General features: G+C 64.3%; 13 protein-coding genes and 1 riboswitch. Of the genes, 5 read left to right on the top strand and 8 right to left on the bottom strand.

The window, feature by feature from the left end; translation table 11 throughout:
- Positions 1–1,054, top strand: a 1,054-nt coding sequence (locus tag AX729_RS19620) for an adenylate/guanylate cyclase domain-containing protein (RefSeq protein WP_061025992.1), incomplete at its 5' end; no start/stop codon positions are given.
- On the opposite strand, the gene AX729_RS38735 is transcribed toward AX729_RS19620, so the two are convergent.
- The 4 genes from AX729_RS38735 to AX729_RS19600 form a co-directional block, all read right to left on the bottom strand.
- Positions 1,051–2,205: a sensor histidine kinase gene (locus AX729_RS38735; RefSeq protein WP_082770485.1), complete on the bottom strand. Its 1,155-nt coding sequence runs from the start codon at positions 2,203–2,205 to the stop codon at positions 1,051–1,053. The two genes, AX729_RS19620 and AX729_RS38735, sit on opposite strands and share 4 nt — an antisense overlap.
- 730 nt (positions 2,206–2,935) lie before the next feature.
- Complete coding sequence (clpS, locus tag AX729_RS19610; protein WP_061025990.1) at positions 2,936–3,241, bottom strand: ATP-dependent Clp protease adapter ClpS; 306 nt, start codon at positions 3,239–3,241, stop codon at positions 2,936–2,938.
- Positions 3,242–3,366: 125 nt separating this feature from the next.
- The gene (crcB, locus tag AX729_RS19605) at positions 3,367–3,750 is read right to left on the bottom strand and encodes a fluoride efflux transporter CrcB (RefSeq protein WP_061025988.1); all 384 of its coding nucleotides are present in this window, start codon (positions 3,748–3,750) and stop codon (positions 3,367–3,369) included.
- Positions 3,751–3,781: 31 nt separating this feature from the next.
- Positions 3,782–4,990 carry an MFS transporter gene (locus AX729_RS19600; RefSeq protein WP_061025986.1) on the bottom strand — a complete coding sequence of 403 codons (1,209 nt, stop codon included), beginning with the start codon at positions 4,988–4,990 and terminating at the stop codon, positions 3,782–3,784.
- 101 nt (positions 4,991–5,091) lie between these two features.
- A riboswitch (Fluoride riboswitch) is annotated at positions 5,092–5,167 on the bottom strand.
- Between the two features lie 263 nt (positions 5,168–5,430).
- Between AX729_RS19600 and AX729_RS19595 the strand changes: the two genes are divergently transcribed.
- A complete protein-coding gene (locus tag AX729_RS19595) occupies positions 5,431–6,294 on the top strand; it encodes a DUF1194 domain-containing protein (RefSeq protein ID WP_061025983.1) in 864 nt (287 codons plus the stop codon).
- A gap of 165 nt (positions 6,295–6,459) precedes the next feature.
- The gene (locus AX729_RS19590) at positions 6,460–7,095 is read left to right on the top strand and encodes a hypothetical protein (RefSeq protein WP_061025982.1); all 636 of its coding nucleotides are present in this window, start codon (positions 6,460–6,462) and stop codon (positions 7,093–7,095) included.
- A 3-nt stretch (positions 7,096–7,098) separates the two neighbouring features.
- Here AX729_RS19590 and AX729_RS19585 read toward each other — a convergent pair whose 3' ends face one another.
- Positions 7,099–7,944, bottom strand: coding sequence for a nucleotidyltransferase domain-containing protein (locus AX729_RS19585; protein WP_061025980.1), 846 nt, complete (start codon positions 7,942–7,944; stop codon positions 7,099–7,101).
- Between the two features lie 109 nt (positions 7,945–8,053).
- On the opposite strand from AX729_RS19585, the gene AX729_RS19580 reads away from it, so the two are divergent.
- Positions 8,054–8,653, top strand: a complete 600-nt coding sequence (locus AX729_RS19580) for a hypothetical protein (RefSeq protein WP_061025978.1) — start codon at positions 8,054–8,056, stop codon at positions 8,651–8,653.
- Positions 8,654–8,870: 217 nt separating this feature from the next.
- Positions 8,871–11,414 (top strand): autotransporter outer membrane beta-barrel domain-containing protein, encoded by a 2,544-nt coding sequence (locus AX729_RS19575; RefSeq protein WP_082770483.1) that lies wholly within the window; start codon positions 8,871–8,873, stop codon positions 11,412–11,414.
- 23 nt (positions 11,415–11,437) lie between these two features.
- Here AX729_RS19575 and AX729_RS19570 read toward each other — a convergent pair whose 3' ends face one another.
- The 3 genes from AX729_RS19570 to AX729_RS19560 are packed head-to-tail and all read right to left on the bottom strand — an operon-like array spanning position 11,438 to position 13,995.
- Positions 11,438–12,685 (bottom strand): class I SAM-dependent RNA methyltransferase, encoded by a 1,248-nt coding sequence (locus AX729_RS19570; protein WP_061025994.1) that lies wholly within the window; start codon positions 12,683–12,685, stop codon positions 11,438–11,440.
- Entirely contained in the window at positions 12,678–13,412 is a 735-nt protein-coding gene (locus tag AX729_RS19565; RefSeq protein ID WP_061025974.1) for a TlyA family RNA methyltransferase, read from the bottom strand. The genes AX729_RS19570 and AX729_RS19565 overlap by 8 nt, the downstream gene beginning before the upstream one ends.
- Positions 13,413–13,440: 28 nt before the next feature.
- Positions 13,441–13,995, bottom strand: coding sequence for a nucleoside 2-deoxyribosyltransferase (locus AX729_RS19560; RefSeq protein ID WP_061025972.1), 555 nt, complete (start codon positions 13,993–13,995; stop codon positions 13,441–13,443).
- Between the last annotated feature and the right edge of the window lie 91 nt (positions 13,996–14,086).

The following is a 14,086-nucleotide window of genomic DNA, read 5'->3' as shown; positions in this document are numbered from 1 at the left end:
CTTCATCCGCACGCTGCATCCCGAAGTCTTCGGCCGCAACTTCATCTGGCAGCAGGGGCAGGAAGTCGAAATCGGCAGCGTCGACTTCGAGATCCTGGAGACACCCGAATTCGCCCGCAGCCCGCTCCGCATCGTGTTCGAGCAGGGGCTGGAGGTCAGGGGGCGCCCGAACGATCCCGACGCTCAGCGCTTCCCGTTTCTCGACGACATGCGCGCCGAGGGGGCGACCGACTATATTGCGGTGCCGGTGCCGTTTCTCGATGGCTCGATCCATGCGACGAGCTGGATCACGCGGCGTCCCGGTGGCTTCAGCGACGACGACATCGCGTCGATCCGGGCCATTATCGCGCCGCTCGCGCGCGTCAGCGAGATCATCAGCCTGCGGCGCACCGCGGAGATGCTGCTCGACACCTATGTCGGCAACCGCGCCGGCGCACGCATCCTCGGCGGCCAGATCCGCCGTGGTCACACCGACACCATGCAGGCGGCGATCTGGCTCTCGGACCTGCGCGGTTTCACCGCGCTGTCGGACCGGCTGCCGGCCGAGACCGTAGTCGAGATCCTCAATGGCTATTTCGACTGTCAGGTCAGCGCGATCCGCGCCCATGGCGGCGAGGTCTTGAAGTTCATGGGCGATGGCCTGCTCGCGGTGTTTCCGATCGACGAATATGTCGGCGACGTCACCCATGTCTGTGGGCAGGTGTTGAAGGCAGCGCGCGAATCCCGCGCCAGCGTCGAAACGCTGGCCTTTCCGGTCGGCGATGCCGTCGAGCGCTTCCGCTTCGGCGTCGCGCTCCACGTCGGCAACATTCTCTACGGCAATATCGGCGGCGGTAATCGCCTCGACTTCACCTGCATCGGCCCCGCGGTCAATCTCGCCGCAAGGCTCGAGAAGATCACGGGCCGCTTGGGGCGTACCGTCGTTGCCTCGGAAAGTTTCGCCAAGGTCTGCCGCGAAGGCTGGCACGAGCTCGGCGAATTTCCGATCGCGGGGTTCTCGAAGTCGCAGCGGGTCTTCGGGCTGACCGAGGAAACGCCAGTCGCGATCGCCTAGGGCGCCATGACCGATTTCAGTGGGACGTCCAACCGATAGGCAAATCCGGACGGCTCATAGGCCAGGTGCACCAGGCCGTTCAGTTGCTGGCCGAGCGCCTCGATCATCCGGGTTCCGTAGCTCCGCCGGCTCGGCGGTGCGACCAACGGGCCGTCGCTTTCGCTCCAGGTCAGCCGCAGTCTCTGGTCGTCCACCGTCCAGGCGATTTCGACATGACCGGAGGAATTGGACAGTGCGCCGAACTTCGTGGTGTTGGTGCAGAGCTCGTTGAACGTCATCGCCAGCGCGATGACCGCACCGGATGTGATCCTGATGTCGGGCCCATTGAAATGGAAACGTCTGCTTCCCTGAACGTCATACGGATCGGTGGCGCCGCTCAGTGTGTGAGTCAGACTGGCATTCGCCCAGCTGACCTGCATCAGTAGGTCGTGGGCTCGCCCCAAGGCCAGCAATCGGCCATCCATGGCCTTCTGCCCATGTTCCAGGTTGATCGCGGCCCGGAAGCTCTGTGCCGCAATTGCGCTCACCGTTGCGAGCGTGTTCTTGACGCGATGATGCAGCTCTCCGAGGATGAGCCTCTGAAGCTTATCGGCAGCCTCGCGTTCCTGCGCCTGGATGCCAGCTTCAGCAAGCAAGTCCTTGGCGTCGGTGCCGGCCTGCTCCAGCAGCAGCCTCAGGTTCTCGTTCTCCACGGCCAGAAGCGCCTCTTGCGGAGAGCGAGGCATCTGAACGTTGTCCTCGGCGGACGCCGTGACCGGAACGATCTCCAGCGCCCCGACCCCGATCATTGCCTGCAGCTGAAGGATCATCTCTTCGACGCTGAGCGGCTTCCGGAAGAAGCGGCTGTCCGCGGGCGTGTCGGCTTCAGCCGGCTTTATCTGGCCGGATACCAGTACGATCTTGATGCCAGGCCAGCGATCGTGCACTGCGTGGGCCAGTTTCAGGCCATCCATGCTGCCCGGCATCTGAATGTCGCTGAACAGGAGCGATATGTCCGAGCGCGACTCGAGAATCGAGATCGCTTCATCGGCGTTGACGGCCTCGACAGAGTGGAATCCTGCATCCTCCACGATGTCGACCGCTCGCATGCGCAATATCATCTCGTCTTCCACGACGAGAACGTTCGGCAATGACGTTGAAGTTGTTGACATCCGAGCACGACGCTTCCTGCACCAGCCGACGAAGTCGGGCGCTGCTTCTGAGATTGTTGGTCTAACGGCGCGCAGTCACCAAACGGGCTTCTCGAACTCTGACGTCCGAGCCACCACGATGCAGGCAGCGCGCCTCGAAATTCGGCCAGTTCTGGCCTCCGCAATCGCTGTCAGCGGAATGCCTTGGCAGCCGGTCCGCCTTCGCCAAGGCAATGGTTTCCCCAGCCTTCACTTGCGGAGTCATACTGGGCAACAGGACTATGGAGACTCCCAGGAGCATGAAGATCGAAAAGGCTGTGAGGGATTTCATCATCGGGCGCTGCGCTCCTGTTTGGCCGCTCCCGCTGCGTCGGGGACTGTAGCTCAACAATCAAAGCGCGATATTGTTCAATAAATACAACTTATATTCGAGTTGTGGTCGGCGCGTAGACCGCGCTTGCGCTCCAGCGACGTCACGGCCGTGCGCTTGGAATGCACTTCGTCGCAAAAAGGCCAACCAGCGGGGCTGGTTTGCCACTTACTCGGACTTTTCGGGCTTGACGAGCTCAGCCACGCTGACGGTGGCATCACGATGCGCTTCTTGACGGCCGATAGATACGAAATTCGGCAGCGGGGCGCGAAGTGCAGCATCCTGGGCAAACGGGCAGATCACACGCCCGAGCTGGCATCCGGTGGATTCCGAGGCGAGCGTCCTGAAGCAATGCGCGCGGAGAGCCTGGTGCGACCAGCCCTATTCTTCCGGCTCCGTGGTGAACAGCAGCGGGTAGCCCTTGGCGCGGCCGGCGTCGGTGGCGCGCGTCGCCTTGGTTTCGGCGACGTCCTTGGTGAACACGGCGACGACGCAGGCCCCGAGCTTGTGGGCGGTGATCATCACCTTGTAGGCCTGATCGTCGGTCATGCGGAACTCGGCCTTCAGAATCCTGGTGACGAACTCACGCGGTGTGTAGTCGTCGTTGACCAGAATGACCTTGTGCAGCTTGGGCCGCTCGACCTTGGTCCTGGTCCGCGTTTTCGGCGTGGTGACGGTGTTGGCCATCGTTCCCTGAAACGTTCCGGTGCTGATCAGCTTCCAGCCCGCTCATCATATTGTAGAACGCGCCGCTTCTCCAAGCGGCGGACACGCTCGTCATATGCCGGCGAGGATGGGCTGGAATGCGCCGCTCAGGGAAGAGCCCGAATGAGCTGCATCGCGGCGATGAGGGCCCCCACGGACAGCACCACCGATGCGATCATATAGGCGGCCGAGGCCAAGGTCTGACCGCGCTCGATCAGGTACCAGGCATCCAGCGAGAAGGTCGAGAAGGTCGTGTATCCGCCACAAATCCCGACGGTCAGAAATATCCGGGCGGCCTGCGGCAGGTTCCATCTGGTCGCGAACATCGCGGTGAAAATTCCGATCAGGAACGACCCCGTCGCGTTGATGATCAGAGTGCCCCAGGGAAAATCGGTGCCGAACAGCCGGCCCGAGCCGATCGCAACGAGATAGCGCACGACCGCGCCGAGCGCCCCGCCGGCGGCGACCGCCAGAATGAATTGAATGTTCAACGTCCCGTCCCCCGCTTTGCGACGTGCACGATCATTTGTCTTCCACTACCAGGCCGTTGCCGACGGTGAGCAGTCCCACGAGCGCGACCAGCGCGAAGCCGAGTCCTGCGAGGAATGTGCCAGCCGGACCATAGGCGTCCCACAGCGCGCCGGCGATCACGCTCGCGGCCAGCAAGGCGAGCCCCGTGAACAAGTTGAAATAGCCGAACGCGGTGCCGCGCAGGCTCGGCGGCGCTGCGTCGGCGACGAGGGCCGAGAGCAGCCCTTGTGTCAATCCCATATGCAGCCCCCACAGCGCGACGCCGAGCGCGAGCCCGGCCAGATTCGGCAGCAGCGCCAGCGCGAGGTCGGCCCCGGCGAGTAATACGAGGCCGAGCGCGAGCAGGCCGGTGCGGTTGACCCGGTCCGACAGCACGCCGGCCGGATAGGCCGACAGGGCATAGACGATGTTCATCAGCACCAGCACCGCCGGCGCCCACATCGCATTGAGCCCGATGTTCTGCGCGCGCAAGATCAGGAACGCCTCGCTGAAGCGCGCGAGCGTGAAGACGATGCCGACGGCTACGACTCGCCAATAGACCGCGCCGAGCTGCCGCATCGCGGCGGTGTTCAACGGATTCCTCGCAGGCTCCCGGCCCGGGTCCGGCTCGGGCTCGCTCACCGCAAACGTGATGAGGCCGAAGGACAGGAACGCCGGCAAAACCGCCACCCAGAACACGAGGGTAAAATTGTCAGCCGTCCACCACATCAGGGCGATCGCCGCGAGCGGGCCGACGAAAGCGCCGATGGTGTCGAGCGATTGCCGCAGGCCAAAGCTCGCGCCGCGCAGGCCGACGGGCGCGATATCGGCGATCAGCGCATCGCGCGGCGCGCCGCGAATGCCTTTGCCGACGCGATCGATGAAGCGTGCCGCCACCAGCCATCCGACGCTGGGCGCCAGCGGGAACAGCGGCTTGGTGAAGGCGGCAAGCCCATAACCGAGCGCGGCGAGCAGCTTGCGGCGACCGAGCCAGTCCGACAGTGCGCCGGAAAAGATCTTCGTGATCGAGGCCGTCGCCTCGGCAACGCCCTCGATGAAACCGACGGTGAGCGTGGAGGCGCCGAGCACGGTGACGAGATAGATCGGCAGCAGTGCATGGATCATCTCGGACGAGATGTCCATCAGCATCGAGACGAAGCCGAGCACCCAGATTCCCCTGGGTAGCGAGGCACGTGCAGCATTCGGTGTCGTCCTGGTCACGCCTTCGCGTTCTCCTCGGCCATTCTGCAGGCAACAAAAAACCCGCCGTCGGCGGGCTTGTCCATGCTCCCGCCGAAGGCAGAGGCTCAAAGATTGCCTCACCTCAAGCAGGAGTCATCAGCCCACAGGTCACGGACCGCCGGGCGGTTGTCGGGGGACTCCATCCCCATCTATGTGGCCAGCCTAGCATGGAAATCATGCCGGACAAGTGGGTGGGGTGCGTGTCTCCACATCGCTGTCATTCTGAGCTCGCGAAGCGAGAGCCCGGAATCTCGGTGCCTGTCATCGCGCGTGTTCCGGTGACGCAAGCACGGCAACATGGCGGCGGTTTTGCGCAAGGCGTGCAAATTCCTAACTCGAATGTGAAGCGCAAGCGATCTTCGCACTTTGCGGCAAGGCATTTGCATGTCACCATCGCGTCATACGACGGGAGACTGCGAATGCGCATGCTGTTCTCGATCGGGGCTGTGCTGGTGGCCGGCATGCTTGCCGGAGGGGACGTCGCGGGCATCGCGGCACCAGGACCCAAATTCGAATCACCCAAGAATAAATCGCAGCGGCTTGCGGCCGACAGGGACGCGCAGACGGTCGATGTCGAGCTGATCCTCGCGGTCGACGTGTCCTACTCCATGGACATGGACGAGCTCGCGATCCAACGCGAGGGCTATGCGCAGGCGATCCAGTCGAAGGAGTTCCTGCAGGCGCTGAAGTTGGGCCCGAACGGCCGCATCGCGGTGACCTATTTCGAGTGGGCCGCCTCCAGCGACCAGAAGATCATCATTCCCTGGCGGCTGGTCGACGGACCGGAGACGGCGGATGCGGTCGCCGCCGAGATCATGAAGACGCCGATCCGGCGCGCTTCGCGCACCTCGATCTCCGGCGCGATCGCGTTCGCGATGCCGCTGTTCGACGAGGATCCCTATCGGGGCTTGCGCCGCGTCATCGACATTTCCGGCGACGGTCCCAACAACAATGGCGGCCCGGTCACGGTGGCGCGCGATGCCGCGCTCGAGAAGGGCATCGTCATCAACGGTCTGCCGATCATGGTGAAGGAGCCGTCCTATTCGACCATGGATATCGACAATCTCGATCACTACTACGAGGATTGCGTCATCGGCGGCCCCGGCTCCTTCGTCATCACGATCAAGGAGCGCGACAAGTTCAAGGAAGCGATCCGCACCAAGCTGCTGATGGAGGTCGCCGGCCGCACGCCGGAGCGCCCCGTGATGCGCGTTGCCGACAAGGAGCCGCGCGCCAACTGCCTGATCGGAGAGAAGATCTGGTCCGATCGCTGGGGGCGCTGAAGCTCCGGCTGAGACCTTTTGCCCATCCCAACGGCAGTCAATTTAACTGCTCGTTAACCGGTGCATGGCCCTAATCAGTCGGTTTCTATCGGTTTCCAGCGAGCATCCCGACATTGCTGGAACGAAAGAAAAGCGGGTTCGTCGAACCCGTCTCCGAGCAGTGCAATGGCCATCGTCACATCGAGCACCAACCAGATCTCGCCCGCCAACGAGCGAATGTATCGCCAGAGTGCTCTGGTCGGTGACTGGAAGGGCAATTGGGTGGGCAACAACCAGCCCGTCAGCTTCAAGGTCGTGAACATCCGCGGTGCCCGGGCGCAGGTCGAGTACACCCATAACGGCCGCACCGAGCGCGGCTTTGGCGAGGTCAAGGGCACGCTCATCACCTTCGGCGGAGTCACGGTCGGCACCAAGGACGGCAAGAACATGGTGCTGCTGTTCTCGGTCGGCGGCGTTGGCAAGCAGACCGCCAATCTGGAGAAGCAGGCGCCCCCCGCTTCCGACAGCCGCCTCATGGGAAGCTGGGGCGGTTATTCCAGCGAGAACGGCAAGAGCGCGAGCTTCAAGGTGCTCGCCGTCAACGGCAAGGAGGCGCAGGTCAGCGTCACCACCGACGGCATCACCCGCCAGGGCACCGGCTTCGTCTACAAGAATGTCATCATGTTCGGACAGACGCAGATCGCGACCGACGACGGGCAGAACGGTAAGGTCATCTACCAGGTCGGCACGAAATCCTTCATGGTGCCGGTGACGAAGTATCCGCCGGCGGATTCGTCGTCTTCTGTCGACAAGACGGCATAGCCGTTACGACGCTGTCCCCCAGCGTTGTGTCAGCGCCTTCAGTTCCTGGTCGACTTGCCGCAGGATCGCGCTGGCCCGTGCGAAACCGCCATCACCGACGAGTTGCCAGATCTGGTCGGACCGCTCCACCAATTGTGGGATCGCCAGGGGCAAGCCGGCTGCTTCCTGCAATGCCCCCTTCTCGTTGACGAGGTAGCGTTCGTTCAGAGCGAACAGCACCTGCGCGACGCAGGCGAGCGACCTGTAGAGACATCCCGCGATGTGGCTCCGCTCGTTGCGTGCGGCCGCAAGCTCCGCATTCTCGATGCTGAACAAGATTTCCCACTGGAAGCGTCGGATCAGGGCTCGGCGCAGCGCCTGCGGATAGGGAAGAGCGATTGTCTTGAGCTGTGCGATCAAGCCCTTCGGATCGTGCAGTTGCCGACAATACGCGATCTCGCCCATCCAGATCGCCGAGCAGAATCCATGTGGATGACCGGGCTGGTAGTCCATGAGGACCGTACCATTTCGGCAATCCATCATGACTCGCTCGACGTTGTCGGCGTGACGGTAGAGCAGATCGACCTTTTGTCCCTCGACTACCAGCCACGCGCCGCCGACGATCCACGGTCCCCATTCGCCATACCTCGTTACGGTCGTAGCGCCGGGATCGTCGGCGATGTCTTTCACGACCGTCAGGAGCCGATCCGTATCGAGCGGGCCCGCGTTAGAACAATACAGCCCGATGTCGTAATCGGAGGAGGAATGCGCGCTGCCCCGCGCGCGTGAGCCGCCAAGCACGACGGCCTGAACGCCCGGTACTTCGGCAAGAACGGACGTCAGGCGGGCGAGCAACGGATCGTGCGGCATCAGGCGCGGTTCCCCGGGAGACCTGCGGCCGTGACGCCGACGCACTCACTCCGCTGGCATTGACGATGTTCGAAGACTATAATTTGTAAAACTCTCGACGGTCATCCGAATGTTCAACCTTGCACGGTCATGTGCTCTTGCAGCTCTCGCAGTGCTCTGTCTCGGCGGAGAGCCGCTTCATGCGCAAGTCGCGCCGCTGCGATACTGGATCCCCGGCGGCCCCTTCGGCCTCGGTGGAGACGCCGGCCCAAGCTCAGATACCTATGGCAACTTCCCGAGCTTCAACGCCGGCGATGCAGCTTGGCGTACGAGCTATGCGAACGGTTTCTTCGTCGGCAACGAGCGGGGCAATCTTGGTCTGAACGGCTTCAATCTGGCCGGTTCGGCCGGCAATTTCAGCGCGCTCTCCTACGATAGCACGCAGTTCGGCTACGCCACCAAGACGGCTGGCGGAATGCCCGTCACGTTCTTCGCCGGCTTCGGCACCTCGAAATACGGCAGCGGCATCGGCAGTTCGCTGGCGCCGCTCACCTCCAGCGCCGCGCCCGGCTATGGCGGGTTTGCGGGTGTCGAGTTCAAGCCGACCTCCAACCTCAGCCTGTCGTTCGGGGTCGGCTACGCCCAGGAGCAATCGGGACGCATGGATAGCGACATCAACTCGTCGATGCTTCCCGGCGAGTCCCCTGCACTGGGCGGTCTTCGGCGCTGAAAGCCTCGCTGGTCGCTCCGGACCGTTGCGGCCGCGGACCATATTTTCAGTGATTTTGCGCCTATTCGCCGCATGCTTGTGGCGGATCAGCCACAATCGGAACAGAAGCGCATGCCCGCAACATCCCTGCCGATTGCAGCGGTTCCCGCCGCGACGTAGGAATCGTCGAAGCGCGCCTGATCTGATAGCGCGTCGAATTGGCGGATGCTCATCGCTCATGGCGTCGACCACAGGTCCTGCGATCCCTCGACTTCTTTTGTCGGCTATCGCCGGCACCTTCGTGGCAATCCTGGCCCGCGGTCCGGCGCAGGCGGCCTGCACGCCAGCCGCGGGAAACGGCATCTCGGCGCTCTGTACCGGCGTAACGGCCGGCGGCTATGGCGGCGTCGGGTTCTCCAACCTCAACGTCACTGTTGACGACGGCGCATCGCTGTCAGGCGGGGTCGCTTTCAATACCGGCAGCCTGATCAATCGCGGCACCGTGACCAATGCGGGCGCAGTTGCGGTGTTCAACGCCGGAACGGTTGTCAATGAGGGTACGTTGTCGGGCAGCGTTGGCGTCGACGCCGCCACCGCGATCGTGACCAACCGGGGCAGCATTGCGGGTACTGGCATCGGAATCACGACCTCCGGCGGCAATCTGACTCTGGACAATTTCGGGACAGTCAACGGCTTCTTCGGAATCTTCGCTGACGTGGCCGCGATCTCGAATGCCGCAGTGATCAGCGGGACCGGGGGTACGGGCATCGACGTAGCCGTTCGTCTATCGCTCTTCAATACGGCGACGGGGACGATCAATGCGCAGACGGCCGCCATCACTGCTCCGCTTGCCGAGATCAGCAATGCCGGATCCATCGTCTCCGCGACGACGACAGCGATCGACGTTGTGACGCTGACGAGTCTCTACAATTCAGGGGTCATCAGCGGGGTCACGTCCGCCATTCATGGCACGACGGCGACGATCGGCAATTCAGGCTCCATCGTGGCGAGCGCCGGCCCGGCCGTTGATCTGGCTGGAAGCCTGACGCTGACCACTTCCGGGCTGATCCGCGGCAGTTCGGACGGCATCCGGGCCTCCACCGCGACCGTGGTCAATTCCGGGGCGATCATCGGAAGTGCAGGCCGCGCGATCAACTTGACCGGTGCAGGCGACATCACCAATAGCGGATCGATCTCTGGCGGCAATTACGGCATCGTGTCATTCGGGACTGTCAGGGTATCGAACAGCGGCACGATCTTCGGCGGCTCTGCCGCACTTTCGGTCGCCAATGCCGTCATCGACAACAGCGGGTCGATCCTGTCGAATTCAGTCGCAATCGACTCCGGCAACACGACGATCAACAATTCCGGCACGATCACGGGACAGGTGATCGCCATCACGTCGAACCAGCTCACGCTGTACAATGGCGGTACGGTCTCGGTGAAGGCCGCCGGCGCCTCGACGATCTATGCCAGCTCGGCCGATATCACCAATGCCGGCGCGATTGCGGCCGCCGACACAGCAAGTCTTGCGTTGTCGCTCGGCGCCTCGACGGACACGCTGACCTCGCTGCCGGGATCCCGCATCATCGGCCTGATCGACCTCGGGGGCGGCGCGGACAGGGTGAACTTCCGGGGCGGCAACTTCGACTACACGTTCAATTCGCTTGCAGGGGCAACCGTGAGCTCGACGACACCCTATGTGGTGAGCGGTTCGCAGGTTGTCACGTTCGACTCCACGCCGTTCGGGGTCATGGACCGGAATCTCCTGGCCTTCACTTCGGCCGTGTCCTCCGCGTTGCCGAACGCGGACGCTTCTCCCGCCGCAACCAGCGAGCCCCTCTTCTATGCCGCGCCGCCCGGTCCGAAGCGCGATGCGCGCGAGGCATTCGCTGCAGTCACGCCGCAAGGGCCTACGACGCTCTATGCCGGCGGCACAAGCGTCTGGGCTCGCGGATTTGCCGGGGAACGGGATCAACCGGCGACCGCGACGCTGCTGCACAGTATCAGCCGCTTCCAGGGCGGACTGATCGGTAGCGACTGGCAGGCCAATCCCAATTTGCGTATCGGCGCTTTCATTGGAGGCGGCGCGATGCAGACCAGCGAGGATTTCAACCTCGCGACCACGAGCGCCGACATCGTGTTCGGCGGGGCGTTCGCGCGCGGCACCTTCGGCGCGACCTTTCTGGAAATGATGCTGCAGCTCGGTCACATCGACCAGCGCAGTTCCCGTCTCGTCTCCAACAACCTCGTTGCCGGCGGCATCGAGACCGCGACGGCGAGCAATTCCGGAACCTACGCCATCCCGGAACTCGCACTCGGGCATCACATCGGCCTGGGCCGGACTGGAGGGACCGTCTGGACGCTGACTCCTGTCGGCCGGATACGTTATCTCGCCGGACGTCTCGGCGGTCTCAGCGAGAGCGGAGCAACGGCGAACGCCACCATTGGCGGCCGTACGCTCTCCGGACTGGAGGAGCGCGGGGAGTTGAAGCTCTCGGCCGCCACCCGGATCGAGCAAACAGCCTGGCTGAACGGCAGCCTGCGTGCAGGCGTGATCGGCCTTCAGCGGCTCGGAGATGCGACCGTCAACTTGACGCTGCTCGGCCAGTCTGTGCCGTTTGCGCTTCCCGGCGCGAACGACGTCTGGGGCGTGTTCGGCGGCGCAGGGCTCGATGTCACGCGGGGGCCCGCCAGCCTCTTCGTGGCCGGTGAGTATCTCAAGCTGTCGGATTCGAGCGTCGCCTATTCGGGCCGTGGCGGACTGCGGATCGCGTTCTGACGGACGGACTCCAGCCTGCGCGACTACCGTCCGAATTTCGCCACCAGCTCCACATGCGGCGTGTGCCGGAACTGGTCCACCGGCACCACCGCCTCCAGCCGATAGCCACCATCGATCAGCAGCCGCGCATCGCGGGAGAAGGTCGCGACGTTGCAGGACACGGCGACCACGACGGGTACCTTGCTTGCGGCGAGCTTCAACGCCTGGGCTTGCGCGCCCTGGCGCGGCGGGTCGAACACCACGGCGTCGAAGTCGCGCAGCTCCTGCGGCACCAGCGGGCGGCGGAACAGGTCGCGCGGTTCGCACCTGACCGGCTTCAGGCCCGGCGTGCGTGCCGCCTTCGCGAGCGCTGCGACCGCGCCGGCATCGTTGTCATGGGCGGTGACGCGGGCCTTCTCGGCCAGCCTCAACGCGAACGGGCCGACGCCGCAGAAGAGATCGGCGATCTCCCTGGCCTTGCCGACGCGCTCGGCGACCAGTGCGGCGAGCGTTTCTTCGCCGGCCACCGTCGCCTGCAGGAACGAGCCCGGCGGCAGCGTCACCTCCGCGCGGCCCATCTTCACCGTCGGCGGCAGGCGTTGCAGCACCAGCTCGCCATGCCGCGTCAGTCGCGCCAGGCGGTGCTGCTCGGCGACGCGCGACAGCGCCGTCACCAGCGGCGTCGGCAGCGGTCCGGTGCCGCGCACGTCGACGTCGAGGCCGTTGGAGGTGGCCGTGATCTGGATGTCGAGCGGCTTCGTCACCGGCATCTTCGACGTCAGCGGCTCTGCCAGCGCCCAGGCCGCGTCGAGCGCGCCGTCGAGTCCGGGATCGAGGATCGGGCAGCGATGAATCGGGATGACGTCGTGCGAGCTCGTGGCGGAGAACCCGACCTTGAGGATGTCATGCGTGCCGAAGCGGCCGTGCAGTGTGATGCGCCTGCGCCCGGCACCATGGGCGTCGACCAGCGGCGCCACCTCGCAATCAATGCCGGCCTGCGCCAGCGTTTCCACCACGATGTTGCGTTTCCAGGCGCGATACGGCTCAGTCGCCCAATGCTGGATGGCGCAGCCGCCACAGACGCCGAAATGCGGACAGAACGGCTCGATGCGTTCGGGGCTTGCGACGTCCACCGCGAGCAGCTTGCGGCGGTCGGGATGATGGCCCAAGACATGATCGACCTCGACGGTCTCGCCGCCGAGCGTGTAGGGCACATAGATGGCGTCGCCGGCACCAAGGCAGACCCCATCGCCGCGATGACCGACATGATCGATCTTGACGCGCTCAACCACGGCGGGCCCCAAGAAAGAACTCGACATTGCCGTCGCCGCCGGTGATGGGCGAGGGGAATATTTCGATGTCGGTGCAGCCGAGCGAAGCGGCAAAGGCGGCGATGTCGTCGCAGATCTCCCGGCGTACGGCGGCGTCTCGGACGATGCCCTTCTTGTTGTGCTTCCGGTCCGCCTCGAATTGCGGCTTGATCAGTGCCAGCAGGCTCATCGGCGCGGCCGCCAGCGACAGCGCCACCGGCAGAACCGTCTTCAGCGAGATGAAGCTGACGTCGATCACCACGACATCGGGTCGAGCCGGCAGTCGCTTGCCCTCGTAGCTGCGGATGTCGGTCTCTTCCATCGACACGATCCTGGGATGATCGCGCAGCGAGGTATGCAGCTGGCTGCTGCCGACGTCGATCGCGAACACCAGGTTCGCGCCGTTCGCCAGCAGCACCTCGGTGAAGCCGCCGGTGGAGGCGCCGACGTCGAGGCAGACATGGTCCTCGATCTCGATCGGGTAGCGTTCCAGCGCGCCCGCGAGCTTGACGCCGCCGCGCGAAACATAGGGATGCGCGGGCTCGGCCTGGATCACCGCATCTTCGGCGATCGTCTCCGATGGTTTCGCCACCTGCTTGTCATCGGCAGTGACGAGGCCGGCCTCGATCGCCGCGCGCGCCCGTGCCCGGCTTTCGAACAGGCCGCGCTCGACCAGCAATACATCCGCGCGCTTGCGGGGAGGGGACATCAGGCTCTCATGGGCACGACTGACATGCTTATGTAGCGATCAATCGCGCGGCCGCCATCCGGACGCAAGCCTCGAACGCCGCGAGATCGTGCCAGACGTCGATCGGCATCGCGGCCGGGGTCACAAGCGGGCAGCCGTGCAGCTCCAGTGCATGGATCATCATGAGGTTGTCGACGAGGCCGAAATCCTCGACCGTCAGCCCCTGGGCATCGACCAGCCGGCCGTCCTCGGTGGTGACGTCCATGAAACGGCCGACGCGGTCGGCATAGGCTGCGCCGTCATTGGAATAGGCGAGACAGAATTTGCCCCGGCCGGCCATGTAGCCGAGCTCGTAGACGGTCCCGGGATCGGCGCCGGCGCCGCGGAACGGAGTGAGGTTGGCAATGATGGCAACCGCCTCGTCCATCATTGCCTCGTTGCCGCAGAAGATCTGCCGCGAGGCGTCGGGCGCGGCGAGGTCGATGGCGTTGTCGAGCGGATATAGGCCGGTCAAGCCGTGAGCCGCGCAGATATCGACCTTGCGCCGGCCGATCTCGACCGCATCCGGCAGGAAGACGTCGGGGCCTGCCAGGTAGATTTTCATGGATGAACGCTTCGGAGATATTGGCCGAGCTGCTGACTGCGGCGAAAGCTGCGCCCCCTCTCCCGCTTGCGGGGGAGGGCCGGGGTGGGAG

Origin of the sequence: Bradyrhizobium sp. CCH5-F6 (assembly GCF_001556045.1) — a bacterium.
In the GTDB taxonomy this organism is placed as follows: domain Bacteria; phylum Pseudomonadota; class Alphaproteobacteria; order Rhizobiales; family Xanthobacteraceae; genus Bradyrhizobium.
Note: the sequence above shows the minus strand (reverse complement) of the source record. Positions and strands in the feature narration are given on the sequence as shown.